The sequence below is a fragment of the Novosphingobium sp. 63-713 genome, from assembly GCF_001898925.1.
GTDB lineage: Bacteria > Pseudomonadota > Alphaproteobacteria > Sphingomonadales > Sphingomonadaceae > Novosphingobium.
Map to the genome: position 1 here is coordinate 187,099 of NZ_MKVS01000046.1, position 15,492 is coordinate 202,590.

The window sequence follows — 15,492 nt, forward strand, 5'->3', positions numbered from 1 at the left end:
TCCAAGCGCTCGGGGGCCGCTAATCGCATATCTCTCGCCGGGAGACGTATTGGGGGTGAAGGGGGTGTAACACCCCCTTCGATAACCTACTTCAAAATCAGATCTTGCCGACCAGATCGATCGAGGGAGCCAGCGTTTCGGCGCCTTCTTCCCACTTGGCGGGGCAAACCTGACCGGGGTGTTCCTGCCAATACTTGGCGGCCTTGATCTTGCGCACCAGTTCGGCAGCGTTGCGGCCCACGCCTTCGGGGGTCACTTCGACGAGCTGCACCACGCCTTCGGGATCGGTCACGAAGGTGCCGCGATCGGCCAGGCCCACGCCTTCGCGCAGGTTGTTGAACTGCTTGGTCAGGTCATGGTTCTGGTCACCGACCAGGAAATATTCGATCTTGCCGATGGCGGGCGAGGTGTCGGCCCATGCCTTGTGGCTGAAGTGGGTGTCGGTCGACACGCCGTACACTTCAACGCCCATGGCCTTGAGGTTGGCATATTCGTTCTGGAGGTCTTCCAGCTCGGTCGGGCACACAAAGGTGAAGTCGGCCGGATAGAAGAAGAACACCGACCACTTGCCCTTGATGTCGGCGTCGGTCACGTCGACGAAAGCGCCGGCCTTGTAGGCGGTGGCGGTGAAGGGCTGGATCGAATAGCCGATAAGCGACATGGGATAAGCTCCGTCGTTTGCCCAGTTTGTATCTGGGGTTGTTGAAACTGTTGAAGCGGAGATAGGCACTGATGGCGCAAATGCGAAGTGCGGATTCCCGATTAATCACATTGGGAATAGCGATAAGTCGGAGGCGATAGGTACGGTTTGATCGATTTATCCGATCATCAATCCTGCTTGCGCAGGTTCAGGTCCCAAGGTTTGTCGCCGCCCGATGCGCATTGCCCGGTCACAATGCGCCCGTCGCCCGACAGCATGCCCGAGCAATCGCCGCTCTGGCCGTCGGCATCGACGACATAATGCCATGCGACATGCCTTCCCTCGATCCGGCCCTTGCCTGATCCGGTCCGGGCGCCATTCTCTATTGTGTCATAGGTCAGGGTCTGGCCCGTCTGGGCAAAGCGAAAGCTGAAACCGTCCCCGCTGCTCCACAGGCCGGTCATCGAGGCGGCGGCACCAGGGGATGGGGCCTGGGAGGATGGCAGCAGCGGCTGAGCCGTGGGGGCATTTTCCGGGGCGGGAGTATGATCCGGTTCGGGCGCATTGGCGGATGACTGCCCGGCCATCATCGTTGCCGCGCCAAACCCGACCGCCGAAAGCAGCAGTCCGCCAAACACCACCAGTTTGATCGAATCGCCCGACCGCCGAAAAAAGCTGAGCGCGATCATGGCGATCACCAGCACCAGCAGCGAAAGCACCCCCAGCGGGCTGACCGCCGCGGCCGCGATCACTTTGGGAAAATCGAGATTGCCCATGGCGCATACCCCCGGCCCAAGACCGGGGGCAAGCTAACCCAGACAGCAGCCCGGCTCAAGCGCGGGGAGCGGAAACCTGTCCACGGTCGATCAGCTTCTGATCGGCCAATACCAGCGCCATCATCGCCTCGACAACGGGCACGCCGCGAATGCCGACGCAAGGGTCATGGCGGCCCTTGGTGCGGATTTCGGAGGCTTCGCCTTCGTTGTTGATGGTGGGCACCGGGATCAGGATCGAGCTGGTCGGCTTGAAGGCCACGCGCACCACGACCGGCTGGCCAGTGGAAATACCGCCCGCGATGCCGCCCGCATGGTTGGCCTCGAACAGGGGCCGCCCATCGGGGCCGGGGCGCATCGGGTCGGCGTTCTGTTCGCCGCGCAAGGTGGCGGCGGCAAAGCCATCGCCGATTTCCACGCCCTTGACCGCGTTGATGCTCATCATTGCGGCGGCCAGTTCAGAGTCCAGCTTGGCATAAAGCGGCGCGCCCCATCCGGCGGGCACGCCATAGGCCAAGCATTCGACCACCGCGCCGATGGACGAGCCATCGAGCCGCGCCTGATCCACGATCGCTTCCCAGCGCTTGGCGGCCTCGGCATCGGGGCAGAAGAACGGGTTGGCCCGGATCTGCGCCTCGTCGAAATTACCCATGTCGATGCGGTCATCGCCGATCTGGCTGACATAGCCGACGATCCGCACCTCGGGGATCACCAGCCGCGCCACGCCGCCCGCCGCCACGCGCGCCGCCGTTTCGCGGGCCGAAGAACGCCCGCCGCCGCGATAGTCGCGGAAACCGTACTTGGCGTCATAGGCATAATCGGCATGGCCGGGGCGATAGGATTTGGCGACCTCGGAATAATCCTTCGACCGCTGATCGGTGTTCTCGATCATCAGGCTGATCGGCGTGCCGGTGGTGCGCCCTTCAAACACGCCGCTCAGGATCTTGACCAGATCGGCCTCGTTGCGCTGGGTGGTGAACTTGCTCTGCCCCGGACGGCGCGCGTCGAGGAAGGGCTGGATCCACTCCTCGCTGATCTCCAGCCCCGGAGGGCAACCGTCAACAACCGCGCCCAGCGCGGGCCCGTGGCTTTCGCCCCAGGTGGTGAATCGAAAAAGGCGGCCAAAAGTGTTCCAGCTCATGGCCGCGCTCTTTGGCGATTGTGGGCGGGAAAGTCCACTGTTACCCATGCGCCCATGTATATGAACGTGTTTCGCAGCCGGAAACGGGCTGATTACGACGCCGCCGCCTATGCCGCCGACGCTGCGCGCATGGACGAGTTGGCGCGGGCGCAGCCGGGCTTCCTCGATTACAAAAGCTTTGCCGCCTCCGATGGCGAAACCGTGACCATCTCGGTCTGGGAAAGCGTCGAGGCTGCGCGGGCATGGGCGCGCCACCCCGAACACCGCGAGGCGCAGGCGAGGGGGCGTGAGGCATATTATGCCGAATACACGGTCTATTCCTGCGACGGGGCGGTCGAGCGTCGTTTTCCGTGAAGGAAAGCATTGCCAAACCCGCCGCAACGGTGCTTTGGCCCGGCTCTACTTATCCAAGGAATTTCCATGACCATCACCCTCTACGGTATCCCCAATTGCGATACCGTCAAAAAAGCGCGCAAGTGGCTGGAGGGTAATGGCGTCAGCTATGCTTTCCATGATTACAAGAAGGCAGGCGCGGACAAGGACAAGCTGACCAACTGGATCATCGAGGCCGGGCTGGACAAGGTTTTGAACCGCGCGGGGACGACGTTCAAAAAGCTGCCCGAGGAAATCCGCGCGATGGTCGATGACAATCTGGCTGTCTCGCTGATGGTCGAGAACCCTTCGATGATCAAGCGGCCCATCGTGGAATACAAGGGCGGTCTGCTGGTGGGCTTCAAGGCCAGCGAGTGGGAAACGGCGCTGCGGTAAATTATGGGCGAGAGCTGGTATTCTATCCTTGAATGGGTGGCCGCCGCGCTGGGGCTGGTCAATATCGTGCTGCTCGTCCGGCGCTCGATCTGGAACTATGCCTTTGGCATGGCGATGGTGGCGATCTACGTCTTCGTTTTCCTTGAAAAGCGCCTCTATGCCGAAAGCGGGCTTCAGGTGTTTTTCTTCGCCGCGCAGGGCTGGGGCTGGTGGCTCTGGGCCAAAAGCAGGCGGGCGCCCAGCAAGGGAGAGAGGGACGAGGTGCCGGTCGGCTGGCTCAGCCCGTTTAGCCGCATCGTCTGGGCGCTGGTCACGGCTGCGCTCAGCCTCAACCTCGGCTGGGCGCTGGCGCGCTTTACCAATGCGGCGATGCCCTTTGCCGATTCGGCGGTGACAGGGGCGAGCGTTGCTGCGCAGATCCTGCTCGGCCTGCGCCGGACCGAAAACTGGGTGCTGTGGATCGCGATCGATGTGGCCTCGGTGGCGCTCTATATCAATCGTGGGCTTTATCCCACGGCGGCGCTCTATGTCGGCTTTCTCGTGCTCTCGGTGCTTGGCCTGCGCGAATGGGTGAAGGCAGGGCGGGCATGAGCCGCATCTGTTTCCACGGCGCGGAAAGCACGGGCAAATCGGTGCTGGCCGGGAGGCTGCGCCAAAGGTTCGGTTGGCCATGGGTGACCGAATATGGCCGCGAATATGCCGAGACCCACGGCACGGATTTCACCATGGACGACCTGCTCGCCATGGCGCGGGGCCAGAACGAAGCCATGCTGCGCGCCAGCGAGGCGCGGCCCCCGGTGCTGATCCTCGACACCGATCCGTTGATGACCGCCGCTTGGGCGCAGATGCTCTTCGATCACGCGCCTGATGAACTCTTCGCCTATCCCAAGGCCGACCTCTACCTTCTCTTCTCGCCCGATGTACCATGGGTGGCCGATGGCACGCGCTTTTTCGGCACCGACGAGGCGCGGGCGCGTTTCGCCGCCGTTGCCGAGGAGATGCTGGTGCGGGCGGGGGTGCCCTATGCGCGGATTGAGGGGGATTGGGAGGAGCGGGAGGCGCAGGTGGTGGAGGCGGTTAAGATTAGGATGCCTCCGGCGGGTTAAGGGCGGGGGCCCTTAACAATCCCGATACTGTCTATGTCGCGCTAGGGGTTCGGCCTTGCGCTACGCCGCCGCGCCGCAGGCTATAAAACCGCTTCGCGGATTGGCGCTTTGCCGGCGATCCAAACCTCACCCCAATAATGGGATTGCAAAGGGACCGAGTCCCTTTGCCCGCCGGAGGCAAAACTCCCTTAAACCGCCTTCTTCGCCGTCAGAATATAATTCAACGCCATATCATCCGACAGATACAGACCCTTCAAAGGATTCCACGCGATCCCCATCGGCTGGCCCACCTGCATGCCCAGATCTTCCAGCATCAGCGCCAGCTCGGGGGGCGTGATGAAGTCGTCCCAGTGATGTGTCCCGCGCGGCACCATGCCGAGGCGCTCGGCGGCCTCGATCATCAGCCATTTGGATTGCGGCGTGCGGTTGGGGGTGGACAGGATCAGCAGGCCATCCTCGGCCATTGCCCCAATCAGCGCGCGCAGGAAGGCGGGCTTGTCGGCGACATGCTCGATCACCTCCATGCTGGTGACCAGATCATAGCCCGACAGGCCCAGCGCCCCGACATCGCCGCAGACGTATTCGATGGACAGGCCGCTGCCGGCCGCGTGTGCGCCGGCCGCCGCGATGTTTTCCGCCGCCGCGTCCACGCCTGTTACGGCCGCGCCCAGCCGGGCCAGAGGCTCGCACAAAAGCCCTGCGCCGCAGCCCACATCCAGCGCCCGCCGCCCCGCCAGAGGTCGCACAGAGCGCGAATCGGCATGGAAATGCGCATCTACCGCATCGCGGATAAATCGCAGCCGAACCGGGTTCAGCCGGTGCAGCATGGCCGAGGAACCCTTGGGATCCCACCACTCTGCGGCCAATTTGCCGAAATGGGCGGCTTCCTCGGGGCGAATAGTCGTTGCATTGCTCATGGGACCTACCTAAAGCGCCAGCCCCAAGCGGGGCAAGTGCCTCGCGTGTAATTTTGTTTCAATTAAGGAGCCTGTGACCGTGGCCCGGATCGTCATGAAATTCGGCGGCACCTCCATGGCCGGCACCGAGCGCATCCGGCGCGTGGCGGGCATTGTGCGCCGTCAGCAAGAAGCCGGGCACGAGGTGGCGGTGGTGGTGTCGGCCATGTCGGGTGAAACCGACCGACTGGTAAACTTCTGCCGTGAAGCCAACGCGCTGTATGACCCCGCCGAATATGACGTGGTGGTGGCCAGCGGCGAACAGGTGACCAGCGGCCTTTTGGCGCTGACGCTGCAATCCATCGGCGCCAAGGCGCGTTCGTGGCTGGGCTGGCAATTGCCGATCCGCACCGATGACGCCCACGCCAAGGCACGCATCGAATCGATCGACACCGACGAGATCCTGGCCAGCATGGCGCGCGGCGAAATCGCCGTGATCCCCGGCTTTCAGGGCCTGACGGCGGACAATCGCATCACCACGCTGGGTCGTGGCGGTTCGGACACCTCGGCCGTGGCCGTGGCGGCGGCGCTGAAGGCGGATCGCTGCGACATCTACACCGACGTGGACGGCGTTTACACCACCGACCCGCGCATCGTCGCCAAGGCGCGCAAGCTCAAGAATGTCACCTATGAGGAAATGCTGGAATTGGCCAGCGTCGGCTCCAAGGTGCTTCAGACCCGCTCGGTCAGCCTTGCCATGAAGGAAAAGGTGCGCGTTCAGGTGCTCTCGTCCTTCATCGACGAAAATGCTCCCGCTGCTGATACACTGCCCGGCACGATGATCGTGTCCGACGAAGAACTTGAGGGCCTGGATATGGAACGCCAACTCATCACCGGCATCGCCGCCGACAAGAATGACGCCAAGGTTATCCTGACCGCCGTGCCGGATCGCCCGGGCGCCGTGTCGTCGATCTTCGGCCCGCTGGCCGAAGCCAACATCAACGTGGACATGATTATCCAGAACGTTGGCCGCGCCGATACGGACACGGACGTCACCTTCACGGTGCCCGCTGCCGACCTCGACCGCACCGTTGCCGTGCTGGAGGAAAACCGCGAAACCATCCGCTACGAAAAGCTCTCGACCGACCCCAAGGTCGCCAAGATCTCGGTCGTGGGCGTGGGCATGCGCAGCCACGCGGGCGTCGCGGCCATGATGTTCAAGGCTCTGGCCGATCGCGGGATCAACATCCAGGCGATCTCGACCTCGGAAATCAAGGTTTCGGTGCTGATCGATTCGGACGAAACCGAACTGGCCGTGCGTCTGCTGCATACGGCTTACGGGCTGGATGGGTAATCTGATCGCTATGGGGCATTGATCGCTGCGCGATGGATGCCTCCGGCGGGCAAAGGGACTTGGTCCCTTTGCAATCCCGTTACTGAAAAGCGCTCCTGCGGAAACGTGGGGGCGTTTTTCGTTTGGGGGTAAGCCGCTTCGCGGGAAGAAAAGAGGCGCCGCAGGCTTTAAAATTCCCACGACGCGTCCGATACCAAACGCCGAACCACAAGCACCACGCAGACAGTAATGGGAGCGCGAGGGACGAGTCCCTCGCATCAATTACTTCTTCTTGCTCACCTCAACCGCCGCATCGCTGGCCAGCTTGTCCACGCGCTCATTTTCCGCATGGCCATTATGCCCACGCACCCATTGCCAGTCGATCTTATGCGGCTTGGACACCAAAAGCATCTCGCGCCACAGGTCCTCATTGGCCACGGGCTCTTTCTTGGCATTGACCCAGCCGCGTTTCTGCCAGCCAAAGACCCATTGGGTGATGCCGTCGATCACATATTTGCTGTCGGTGCAGAGGGTGATCTGACAGGGCTGGTTCAGCGCCGCCAGAGCGCGGATCACGGCGGTCATTTCCATGCGGTTGTTGGTGGTTTCCTTTTCGGCGCCCACCAGTTCCTTTTCATGCTTGCCCATGCGCAGCAGCGCCGCCCAGCCGCCGGGGCCGGGGTTGCCCTTGCAGGCCCCGTCGGTAAAAATCTCGACCTGTTTCATGCCTGCAAACTCAAGCCCCGAACACGCCGGGGTTGGCAGCATAGAATTGCAGCCGGCGGGCAAAGGCCATCGGGTCCTTCTTCACCACCAGCGCATCGGGCGGGGTGTTGATCCAGTCATAGGCGCGGGTTGACAGGAAACGCATCGCCGCCCCCCGCGCCAGCACCGGCAAGGCGGCGATTTCGGCATAGGAGAGCGGCCGCACCGATTCGTAACCCGCCAGCAGCGCTTCGGAAATGTCCGAGTTGAATTCCCGCCCATCGCCCGAAAAACACCATGCCGCATGGGTCACGGCCACGTCATAGGCGATGATGTCATGGCAGGAGAAATAGAAGTCGATCAGCCCCGTCACCTGATCCCCCAGCATCAGCACATTGTCGGGGAACAGGTCGGCATGGATGATCGAGCGGGGCAGGTCGGTGGGCCACTCGCCCTCGATCACGGCCATTTCGCGCGCCACAAGGCCCGCCAGAGAAGGATCGATCGAGGCCAGCCCATCGGCCCCGCAACCGTCGATCAGCCCGCGCCAACCGGCGAGGCTAAGATCATTGGCGCGGCTCTGCGGGAAATCGGCGGCGGCCAGATGCAGTCCGGCCAGCGCCGCGCCCACCGAGCGCGCCTGTCCGGGCGTGGGCTCGGACACCGAAACGCCGGGCAGGAATTCGATCAGCGTGACGGCCTTGTCGTCGATCCAGCGAAAGCTGGCGCCGGTGCGGTCATGGATCGTGCGCGGCACCGGGCATTTCTTGTCGGCCAGATGGTCGAGCAGGCCCAGGAAGAAGGGCAGTTCGGCGACTTCTGTCCGGCCCTCGAACATGGTCAGGATGAAGCGCTTTGGCCCCGATCCGGTCCCGGTGGTTTCGATCAGCCAGTTTGAATTGGACACGCCCTCGGCAATGCCCTTGGCCGAAACCAGCTCGCCCACGGAAAATTCGCCGATCAGCGCGGCCAGCGCTTCGGCGCCCAATTGTGTATAAACCGCCATTGCCGCCTCTATTCAGCCAGCCAGTTGGCGCGGCAGTTTGAAGATCATGTTTTCTTCGGTGGTGACCACCGTTTCCTCTTCGACCTGGCGCCATTGGCCGATGCGGGCGATCACCTCGCGCACCAGTTCCTCAGGCGCGCTGGCGCCCGCCGTCAGGCCCAGCGTGTTCACCCCGTCGAGCCAGGAAACGTCGATCTCATCGGCGCGCTGCACCAACCGCGAGGGCGTGCCGCTGCGATCCGAAACCTCGACCAGACGCATCGAATTGGACGAATTTGGCGCGCCGATCACCAGCACCAGATCGCATTGCGGGGCAATCGCCTTGACGGCGGCCTGACGGTTCGATGTGGCGTAGCAGATGTCTTCGGCGCGGGGCGCGTGGATCTGGGGATAGCGGGCCTTGAGCGCCTCGATGATCTCATGCGTGTCATCGACCGAGAGCGTGGTTTGCGTGAGGAAACCAAGCGTGTCCTGCGTGGTGAAGGGCAGTTGCGCCACATCCTCGACCGTTTCGACCAGCGTCATATGGCCTTCGGGCACCTGACCGAATGTGCCGATCACCTCGGGGTGGCCCTTGTGGCCGATGAAGATGATATGGCGGCCCGCCTCGATCTGGCGTTCGGCCTGACGGTGGACCTTGGATACCAGCGGGCAGGTCGCATCGAGCCATTCCAGCCCGCGCGCATCGGCCGCTGCGGGCACCGCCTTGGGCACGCCATGGGCGGAAAAGATCACCGGCACGCCATCGGGAACTTCGTCGAGTTCCTCGACAAAGATCGCGCCCTTGGCCTTCAGCCCGTCGACCACATAGCGGTTGTGGACGATTTCATGGCGCACATAGACAGGAGCGCCATATTTGCGAATCGCCCGCTCGACAATTTCGATTGCGCGATCAACACCGGCGCAAAATCCGCGCGGCGCGGCAATCAACAGCTTGAGCGGCTGCAAAGAAATGGAATCGGCGGGGGCGGGAAAGGCGGTGTTCATACACCCGCCTCTAGCGCTTTGCGCCGCGCGCCGCTAGGGCAGCGAACAGGAATGTTGAAGGAACGAGTCTGTCATGCCCTTTCGTACACGCCGAATGAATGCCAAAGTTGCTTGCGGGGCGGGGCTGCTGGGCGCCATGGCTTTGCTGGCCGGGTGCAAGACGACTGGTGAACTGGTGGTGCAGGATGGCGTGGGCATCACGGCGGTGCGCTCGACCTGCCCGGCGGTGGGCATTGCCGATTACACCGGCGATATCACCACATTCCGTATCGGCGGCGGCCAGACCGCCGGCGCCATCGACCTGACCGGCGCGATCACCGATGTGCGCGGCCATTGCGATCCCAAGAGCAATCCGGTTGAAGCCAATGTGACCTTCAAGGTGCTGGCCACGCGCGCCGATGGGCGGGGCGAACGGGTGGTGAACCTGCCCTATTTCGTCACCGTGGTGCGCGGCGGCAATGTCGTGATCGCCAAGCGTTTGGGCACCGCAACGGTGCATTTTGCCGATGGCCAGACGCGCGGCGAGGTGATGGCCTCGGGCGGGGCGACGATCAACAAGGCCGACGCCACGCTGGACAGCGCGGTGCGCGCGCGTTTGCTCAAACAGCGCAAGGCGGGCGAGGCGGATGCCGCTATCGACCCGCTGACCGATCCCGAAGTGCGCGCGGCGGTCGCCAAGGCTACCTTCGAGGTGCTGGTGGGCTTCCAGCTCACGCCTGAACAGCTTCAGTATAACGCCACGCGCTGATTTCCGGGGGGCTTGGCGGCCCCCCTTTCGTTTCCGGCGTAAATTCGCTAGGCGCGCTGGCATGACACAGCAAGCCGATAGCCAAGCCCCGATCTTTCACGCCTTTGCGGGCCATGTCGCCGCCGCGCTCGATGCGCTGGTGGCTGCTGGCCAATTGCCGGAGGGGCTGAACCGAGGCGCGGTGACGGTGGAAAGCCCGCGCGATCCGTCGCATGGCGATCTGGCCACCAATGCGGCCATGGTGCTGGCCAAGCCCGCAGGCACCAATCCGCGCGCGCTGGCAACCTTGCTGGTGGCCGAGCTGGAAAAGCTGGAGCAGGTGAAAAGCGCCGAGATCGCCGGGCCGGGCTTTATCAACCTGCGTCTGTCGGATGCGGCATGGCTGGGCGAACTGGCTCTGATCGGGGCGCAGGGCGGCGATTATGGCCGTTCGGCCGTGGGTGCGGGCACGACGGTCAACGTCGAATATGTCTCGGCCAACCCGACTGGTCCCATGCATATGGGCCATTGCCGCGGCGCGGTGGTGGGCGATGCGCTGGCCTCGCTGCTGGAATGGGCCGGGCATAAGGTCATCCGCGAATATTACGTCAATGATGCGGGCGCGCAGGTGCAGGTTCTGGCCCGCTCTGCCCATGTCCGTTACCGCGAGGCGCTGGGCCATCAGGTGGGCGAGATCCCCGAAGGGCTCTATCCGGGCGATTATCTGGTGCCGGTGGGTCAGGCTTTGGCCGAGGAATTCGGCGATAAATACGTCGAGGCGCCCGAAGCCGAGTGGTTGGCGCTGTTCCGCGTGCGCGCCGTGGCCAAGATGATGGACATGATCCGCGACGATCTGGCGCTGCTGGGCATCGAACACGATCTTTTCTCATCCGAAGCGGAGCTTCAGGCGGCGGGCAAGCCCGAGGAGGCCGAGGCCTGGCTGCGGTCTGTCGATCTGGTCTATGACGGCGAGCTGGAAGCGCCCAAGGGCAAGCTGCCCGACGATTGGGAGCCGGTGGCGCTGCCCTTGTTCCGCAGCACCAAGTTTGGCGACGATCAGGACCGCCCGATCAAGAAGTCGGACGGGACATGGACCTATTTCGGCGCCGATCTGGCCTATCACTATCAGAAGGCCCAGACCGCCGATGCGCTGGTCGACATCTGGGGTGCGGACCATGCGGGCACGGTCAAGCGCATCAAGGCGGCGGTGGCCGCGATGACCGGGCGCGATGGCGCGGCGAAGCCCTTCGAGGTCAAGCTGGTGCAGATGGTGCAATTGCTGCGCGATGGCGAACCGGTGAAAATGTCCAAGCGTTCGGGCAATTTCGTCACCCTGCGCGAGGTGGTCGAGGAGGTCGGCAAGGAAGTCGTGCGCTTCACCATGCTGACCCGCAAGCCTGAGGCGATGATGGATTTCGACTTTGCCAAGGTGGTAGAGGCCAGCAAGGACAATCCCGTCTTCTATCTGCAATATGCCCATGCGCGCATCTGTTCGACGCTGCGCAAGGGCGCGGCGGAAGGCTTTGCGCCTGCCGCTGCCGGGCTGGACCTGCTGGGCGAGGAAGAGCTGGCGCTGGTGCGCACGGGGGCGCAGTTCCCGCGTCTGGTCGAGGCCGCCGCGGCGGCGCGCGAGCCGCACCGCATTGCCTTTTTCCTGGCCGATCTGGCCGCCGCCTTCCACGCGTACTGGAATGTCGGCAATGACCGGCCCGACAAGCGTTTTATTGTGTCCGAAAACGGTACGCTTACGGGCGCGAGGCTTTTCTTGGCCTCGCAAATCGGGCAGATCATCCGCAACGGCCTTGCCATCCTTGGCGTGACCGCTGTCGAGGAGATGTAAGTCATGGCGAACGGTCAGGATGGGTTTGGGAGCCGGGGTAACGGGTTTGCCCAGCCGCCAGTCCAGCCATGGACCGACGCGACGGGCGACGCGCAGGCGCGGGCAAGGGATCTGATCGGCCGCGCGCGCGATGCGGCTCTGGGCAGCAGCGCAACGCTGGCGGACAAGGCCGGCGTGCTCTCGCAGGAGGCCGGCGCCCATATGCAGGACGCCGAAACCCGCGCCCGGCAATGGTATCAGGACGCGCGCGAGGCTGTGCCCGGACGCGACGATGCCGCGCTGCATGGCGTGGACGAGGCGCTGGGCAATGCGCATTTTGATGACCATGACCGCCTGCCCTGGCTCGAATCGGACGATGACGAGGAATATGAGGGCGTCGACAGCAAGCGCGTGGCGGTGGCGGTTGCGGCCGGTCTGGCGCTGACGGTGGCGGCGGTCGGCGGCTTTTGGTATTTCACCCATCGCCCCGACAATGGCGTGCCTGTGGCCGATGGCAGCGTGATCGCCGCGCCCGCCGAAAGCTATAAGGAAGCGCCCAAGGATCCGGGCGGCAAGCAATTTGCCGGGACGGGCGATTCCAGCTTTGCCGTTTCGCAAGGGCAGGAACGCCCGGCGCAACTGGCGGGCGGTGATGCTGCGGCAGCAGCAGGCGCCAATGCGGCCGAGGCGGCGGCCTCGACGGCGGCGGCGGCCGGGGCCAGTTTCGCGGGCGGCGCGCCCGTGGCGGGCAAACCGGAAGCGGTGGCGGCCAAGCCCGTGGCCGCGCCCAAGCCTGCGGCGGCGGCTGATAATGGCCCCACCGGCGGCGTTGTCCAGATCGCGGCCTATACCAGCGAGAGCGCGGCGGTGGCCGGGTGGAACCGGCTGGTGCAGGGGCATGAGATCCTGAAGGGCATGAACCACCGCGTGGTGTCGGCCAAGATCGATCTGGGCACGGTCTATCGCCTGCAACTGGTGACCAATGCCGGGGGCGGGGCGGGCCTGTGCGAACGGCTGAAGGCCGATGGTCTGCCCTGTCAGGTAAAGCACTAAGCGGATCTTGCGCGCAGGCGCCGTTACGTGCAACGGATGGCCGCATGATACCGGCGATTTTCGGCCTTTCCGGCCTGACCCTGACTGATGATGAGCGCGCTTTCTTTCGGGATTGCGATCCCGCAGGATACATCCTGTTTGGCCGCAATGTGGAGAGCCGCGCGCAATTGCGGGCGCTGACCGATGAATTGCGCGGCCTGCACGGGCGCGACGATCTGTTCATCAGCATTGATCAGGAAGGTGGACGGGTCGCGCGGATGAAGCCGCCGGTCTGGGCCAAGTATCCGGCCGGTGAGCCTTTTGCGCGGCTCTATGATGCGGCCCCTTCCAGCGCGATTGCCGCCGCGCGCGCCAATGCCGAGGCGCTTGGGCTCGATCTGGCGCAGGCGGGGATTACGGTCGATTGCTGGCCCTGCGTGGATGTGCGCGAACCGGGCGCGCATGATGTGATCGGCGACCGCGCGCTGGGTGAGGAGCCGATGCGGGTGGCCGCGCTGGGCCGCGCGATCCTTGAAGGGCTGGAGGCCGCAGGCGTTGCAGGCGTGATCAAACATATGCCCGGCCATGGCCGCGCCGGGGCCGACAGCCACCAGGAATTGCCCACCGTCCATGCCGATGCCGAGGCGCTGGAGCGCGACATTGCCCCTTTCCGCGCTCTGGCCGCGCGGGCGAAGATCGGGATGACGGGGCATATTCTGTTTCCGGCTTGGGACGTCGATGCGCCCGCCACGCAATCGCCGCGCATCATTTCGGACATCATCCGGGGGGCGATCGGCTTTGACGGTCTGCTGTTGACCGATGACATCGACATGCAGGCGCTGTCGGGCACGATTCCGGAACGGTCGGCGCGGGCGCTGGCGGCGGGCTGTGATCTGGTGCTCAATTGCTGGGCGCGGATGGACGATATGGTGGGGATTGCTGATGCTTGCCCCACCATGGGCGAGCAAAGCGCGGCGCGTCTGGCGCGAGCGATGGAGGGGACTTTCCTGTCGCCCGCTTTGGCGCAGGAGCGGCAGGCCGAATGCATCGCCACGCGCGATGCGTTGCTTGGTTTGGTATGAACGAAATCGCGCTCCCGCCGGGCGAGGGCGCAGACTTGTTCACGGCACCGGCACGAGACGCGCTGATGCTGGAAATCGAGGGCTGGGAAGGGCCGCTTGATCTGCTGCTCGATCTGGCGCGGCGGCAAAAGGTCGATCTGCGGCGGATATCGATCCTCGAACTGGTCGATCAATATATCGCCTATGTCGAGGCCGCCGAGGCGCTCAAGCTGGAGCTGGCCGCCGATTATCTGGTGATGGCGGCGTGGCTGGCCTATCTCAAATCCGCGCTGCTCTTGCCGAAGGAGGAGCAGGAGGAGCCAAGCCCTGAAGAACTGGCGCTGCGCCTGCAATTGCGGCTGCAACGTCTGGCCGCGATGCGCGAGGCGGCGGCAAGGCTTCTGGCGCGCGACCGGATCGGACGCGATGTGTTTCTGCGCGCCGCGCCGGAGGGGCTGCGCATTGGGAAAAAGGCCGTGTGGCAGGCCGATCTCTATGACTTGATCGCCGCCTATGGCCAGGTCAAGGCCCGCAACGCGCCGGTGGTCCATATCGTGCGCGACCGCAAGGTGATGACGCTGGATTCGGCGCTGGCGCGTATGTCGGCGATGCTGGGGGTGACGCTGGACTGGGTGGAATTGCGCGAATTCCTGCCCCCCGCGACGCAGGCGGAATGGAGCGATGAGCGCTTGCGCCGTTCCGCTTTGGCCTCCAGCTTTGTCGCCGCGCTCGAGCTGGCGCGGCAGGGGAGGGTGGAGATCGTGCAGGACCACGTGTTCGGCCCCTTGCGTTTGCGGAGTTTGAACGCATGAGCCCGCTGATCCGCGCGCTGGAGGCCGCGCTCTTTGCCGCGACCCAGCCGATGAGCGTCGAGGCCATTGCCCGCCATCTGGGGCAAGGGGAAGCGGCGGTGCGCGAGGGGTTACGGGAACTGGCCGCCCATTATGCCGGGCGCGGGGTCGAGCTGGTCGAGCGCGGCGGGCGCTGGCATTTCCAGACCGCGCCCGATCTGGCCCATCTGCTGCGCCCCATGCATGAGGAACCGCGCCGCCTGACGCGGGCCGCTACCGAATGCCTTGCCATCATCGCCTATCATGAGCCGGTTAGCCGGGCCGAGATCGAGGCGATTCGCGGCGTTCAGACCGCCAAGGGCACGGTGGACGTGCTGATGGAGGCCGGATGGGTGCGCATCGCCGGTCGGCGCGAGGTGCCGGGCCGCCCGGTGATCTATGCCACCACGCCGGCCTTCCTTGCCGAATTCGGTTTGGGCAGCCGACGCGACCTGCCCGGAATCGAGGAATTGCGCGCTACCGGCCTGCTCGATCCGGTCGATGAGGCCTATGACGCCCTGATGGGGCAAGGGGCGGTCGATCCGAACAGTGAGGAAGCGCTACGTCAATAAGCGGATGGGCTGGCGCAGCTGAAAGAAAGGGCCTAGATAGTATACAAATGCCCGCGTCGATGCATGAATCTTGGCTCGGCGGGTCACAAGGAGTTG

18 protein-coding genes are annotated in these 15,492 nt (G+C 64.3%); 11 read left to right on the forward strand and 7 right to left on the reverse strand.

The genetic code is table 11. The features are described 5' to 3' along the window. Positions 1 to 97 precede the first annotated feature (97 nt). The 3 genes from ahpC to aroC all read right to left on the reverse strand — a co-directional run bounded on the left by ahpC (position 98) and on the right by aroC (position 2,554). Positions 98 to 661 carry an alkyl hydroperoxide reductase subunit C gene (gene ahpC, locus BGP00_RS18230; RefSeq protein WP_168605044.1) on the reverse strand — a complete coding sequence of 188 codons (564 nt, stop codon included), beginning with the start codon at positions 659 to 661 and terminating at the stop codon, positions 98 to 100. Positions 662 to 828: 167 nt separating this feature from the next. Next, positions 829 to 1,416: a hypothetical protein gene (locus BGP00_RS18235; RefSeq protein WP_292691362.1), complete on the reverse strand. Its 588-nt coding sequence runs from the start codon at positions 1,414 to 1,416 to the stop codon at positions 829 to 831. Between the two features lie 55 nt (positions 1,417 to 1,471). Further along, on the reverse strand, positions 1,472 to 2,554 hold the full coding sequence (aroC, locus tag BGP00_RS18240; RefSeq protein WP_292691360.1) for a chorismate synthase: 1,083 nt from the start codon (positions 2,552 to 2,554) through the stop codon (positions 1,472 to 1,474). 60 nt (positions 2,555 to 2,614) lie between these two features. Between aroC and BGP00_RS18245 the strand changes: the two genes are divergently transcribed. The 4 genes from BGP00_RS18245 (at position 2,615) to BGP00_RS18260 (ending at position 4,428) form a co-directional block, all read left to right on the forward strand. Then, the gene (locus BGP00_RS18245; protein WP_310014811.1) at positions 2,615 to 2,908 is read left to right on the forward strand and encodes an antibiotic biosynthesis monooxygenase; all 294 of its coding nucleotides are present in this window, start codon (positions 2,615 to 2,617) and stop codon (positions 2,906 to 2,908) included. A 66-nt stretch (positions 2,909 to 2,974) separates the two neighbouring features. After that, a complete protein-coding gene (locus tag BGP00_RS18250) occupies positions 2,975 to 3,322 on the forward strand; it encodes an arsenate reductase (RefSeq protein ID WP_292691357.1) in 348 nt (115 codons plus the stop codon). Positions 3,323 to 3,325: 3 nt separating this feature from the next. Next, entirely contained in the window at positions 3,326 to 3,913 is a 588-nt protein-coding gene (pnuC, locus tag BGP00_RS18255) for a nicotinamide riboside transporter PnuC (RefSeq protein ID WP_292691356.1), read from the forward strand. Beyond that, positions 3,910 to 4,428, forward strand: a complete 519-nt coding sequence (locus BGP00_RS18260) for an ATP-binding protein (protein WP_292691355.1) — start codon at positions 3,910 to 3,912, stop codon at positions 4,426 to 4,428. The genes pnuC and BGP00_RS18260 overlap by 4 nt, the downstream gene beginning before the upstream one ends. 188 nt (positions 4,429 to 4,616) lie before the next feature. Here the strand turns inward: BGP00_RS18260 and ubiG are convergent, their stop codons facing one another. Beyond that, on the reverse strand, positions 4,617 to 5,345 hold the full coding sequence (gene ubiG / locus BGP00_RS18265; protein ID WP_292691354.1) for a bifunctional 2-polyprenyl-6-hydroxyphenol methylase/3-demethylubiquinol 3-O-methyltransferase UbiG: 729 nt from the start codon (positions 5,343 to 5,345) through the stop codon (positions 4,617 to 4,619). 94 nt (positions 5,346 to 5,439) lie between these two features. On the opposite strand from ubiG, the gene BGP00_RS18270 reads away from it, so the two are divergent. Then, the gene (locus tag BGP00_RS18270; RefSeq protein WP_172249357.1) at positions 5,440 to 6,678 is read left to right on the forward strand and encodes an aspartate kinase; all 1,239 of its coding nucleotides are present in this window, start codon (positions 5,440 to 5,442) and stop codon (positions 6,676 to 6,678) included. 261 nt (positions 6,679 to 6,939) lie between these two features. Here BGP00_RS18270 and rnhA read toward each other — a convergent pair whose 3' ends face one another. Genes rnhA through ispH form a run of 3 tightly spaced genes read right to left on the reverse strand, consistent with a single transcriptional unit; the run spans position 6,940 to position 9,355 of the window. After that, positions 6,940 to 7,383, reverse strand: a complete 444-nt coding sequence (rnhA, locus tag BGP00_RS18275; protein WP_292691353.1) for a ribonuclease HI — start codon at positions 7,381 to 7,383, stop codon at positions 6,940 to 6,942. A gap of 10 nt (positions 7,384 to 7,393) precedes the next feature. Beyond that, positions 7,394 to 8,368, reverse strand: a complete 975-nt coding sequence (gene thrB / locus BGP00_RS18280; RefSeq protein ID WP_292691352.1) for a homoserine kinase — start codon at positions 8,366 to 8,368, stop codon at positions 7,394 to 7,396. Between the two features lie 12 nt (positions 8,369 to 8,380). Continuing rightward, complete coding sequence (ispH, locus tag BGP00_RS18285; RefSeq protein WP_168605055.1) at positions 8,381 to 9,355, reverse strand: 4-hydroxy-3-methylbut-2-enyl diphosphate reductase; 975 nt, start codon at positions 9,353 to 9,355, stop codon at positions 8,381 to 8,383. 94 nt (positions 9,356 to 9,449) lie between these two features. Here ispH and BGP00_RS18290 point away from each other — a divergent pair, with 94 nt between their 5' ends. The 6 genes from BGP00_RS18290 (at position 9,450) to scpB (ending at position 15,396) form a co-directional block, all read left to right on the forward strand. Continuing rightward, positions 9,450 to 10,103 (forward strand): hypothetical protein, encoded by a 654-nt coding sequence (locus BGP00_RS18290; RefSeq protein WP_168605056.1) that lies wholly within the window; start codon positions 9,450 to 9,452, stop codon positions 10,101 to 10,103. 61 nt (positions 10,104 to 10,164) lie between these two features. After that, positions 10,165 to 11,922, forward strand: coding sequence for an arginine--tRNA ligase (argS, locus tag BGP00_RS18295; protein ID WP_168605057.1), 1,758 nt, complete (start codon positions 10,165 to 10,167; stop codon positions 11,920 to 11,922). Between the two features lie 3 nt (positions 11,923 to 11,925). Beyond that, positions 11,926 to 12,954, forward strand: a complete 1,029-nt coding sequence (locus BGP00_RS18300) for an SPOR domain-containing protein (RefSeq protein WP_292691350.1) — start codon at positions 11,926 to 11,928, stop codon at positions 12,952 to 12,954. A gap of 44 nt (positions 12,955 to 12,998) precedes the next feature. After that, positions 12,999 to 14,015 carry a beta-N-acetylhexosaminidase gene (gene nagZ / locus BGP00_RS18305; protein ID WP_292691348.1) on the forward strand — a complete coding sequence of 339 codons (1,017 nt, stop codon included), beginning with the start codon at positions 12,999 to 13,001 and terminating at the stop codon, positions 14,013 to 14,015. Next, positions 14,012 to 14,806 (forward strand): ScpA family protein, encoded by a 795-nt coding sequence (locus BGP00_RS18310; RefSeq protein WP_292691346.1) that lies wholly within the window; start codon positions 14,012 to 14,014, stop codon positions 14,804 to 14,806. The genes nagZ and BGP00_RS18310 overlap by 4 nt, the downstream gene beginning before the upstream one ends. After that, complete coding sequence (gene scpB, locus BGP00_RS18315) at positions 14,803 to 15,396, forward strand: SMC-Scp complex subunit ScpB (protein WP_292691344.1); 594 nt, start codon at positions 14,803 to 14,805, stop codon at positions 15,394 to 15,396. The genes BGP00_RS18310 and scpB overlap by 4 nt, the downstream gene beginning before the upstream one ends. Positions 15,397 to 15,492: the final 96 nt, after the last annotated feature.

Excerpts from the sequence above, each read along its gene's own strand:
- ahpC (WP_168605044.1), bottom strand. The coding sequence starts at position 661 with ATGTCGCTTATCGGCTATTCGATCCAGCCCTTCACCGCCACCGCCTAC.
- BGP00_RS18235 (WP_292691362.1), bottom strand. The coding sequence starts at position 1,416 with ATGGGCAATCTCGATTTTCCCAAAGTGATCGCGGCCGCGGCGGTCAGC.
- aroC (WP_292691360.1), bottom strand. The coding sequence starts at position 2,554 with ATGAGCTGGAACACTTTTGGCCGCCTTTTTCGATTCACCACCTGGGGC.
- BGP00_RS18245 (WP_310014811.1), top strand. The coding sequence starts at position 2,615 with ATGAACGTGTTTCGCAGCCGGAAACGGGCTGATTACGACGCCGCCGCC.
- BGP00_RS18250 (WP_292691357.1), top strand. The coding sequence starts at position 2,975 with ATGACCATCACCCTCTACGGTATCCCCAATTGCGATACCGTCAAAAAA.
- pnuC (WP_292691356.1), top strand. The coding sequence starts at position 3,326 with ATGGGCGAGAGCTGGTATTCTATCCTTGAATGGGTGGCCGCCGCGCTG.
- BGP00_RS18260 (WP_292691355.1), top strand. The coding sequence starts at position 3,910 with ATGAGCCGCATCTGTTTCCACGGCGCGGAAAGCACGGGCAAATCGGTG.
- ubiG (WP_292691354.1), bottom strand. The coding sequence starts at position 5,345 with ATGAGCAATGCAACGACTATTCGCCCCGAGGAAGCCGCCCATTTCGGC.
- BGP00_RS18270 (WP_172249357.1), top strand. The coding sequence starts at position 5,440 with ATGAAATTCGGCGGCACCTCCATGGCCGGCACCGAGCGCATCCGGCGC.
- rnhA (WP_292691353.1), bottom strand. The coding sequence starts at position 7,383 with ATGAAACAGGTCGAGATTTTTACCGACGGGGCCTGCAAGGGCAACCCC.
- thrB (WP_292691352.1), bottom strand. The coding sequence starts at position 8,368 with ATGGCGGTTTATACACAATTGGGCGCCGAAGCGCTGGCCGCGCTGATC.
- ispH (WP_168605055.1), bottom strand. The coding sequence starts at position 9,355 with ATGAACACCGCCTTTCCCGCCCCCGCCGATTCCATTTCTTTGCAGCCG.
- BGP00_RS18290 (WP_168605056.1), top strand. The coding sequence starts at position 9,450 with ATGAATGCCAAAGTTGCTTGCGGGGCGGGGCTGCTGGGCGCCATGGCT.
- argS (WP_168605057.1), top strand. The coding sequence starts at position 10,165 with ATGACACAGCAAGCCGATAGCCAAGCCCCGATCTTTCACGCCTTTGCG.
- BGP00_RS18300 (WP_292691350.1), top strand. The coding sequence starts at position 11,926 with ATGGCGAACGGTCAGGATGGGTTTGGGAGCCGGGGTAACGGGTTTGCC.
- nagZ (WP_292691348.1), top strand. The coding sequence starts at position 12,999 with ATGATACCGGCGATTTTCGGCCTTTCCGGCCTGACCCTGACTGATGAT.
- BGP00_RS18310 (WP_292691346.1), top strand. The coding sequence starts at position 14,012 with ATGAACGAAATCGCGCTCCCGCCGGGCGAGGGCGCAGACTTGTTCACG.
- scpB (WP_292691344.1), top strand. The coding sequence starts at position 14,803 with ATGAGCCCGCTGATCCGCGCGCTGGAGGCCGCGCTCTTTGCCGCGACC.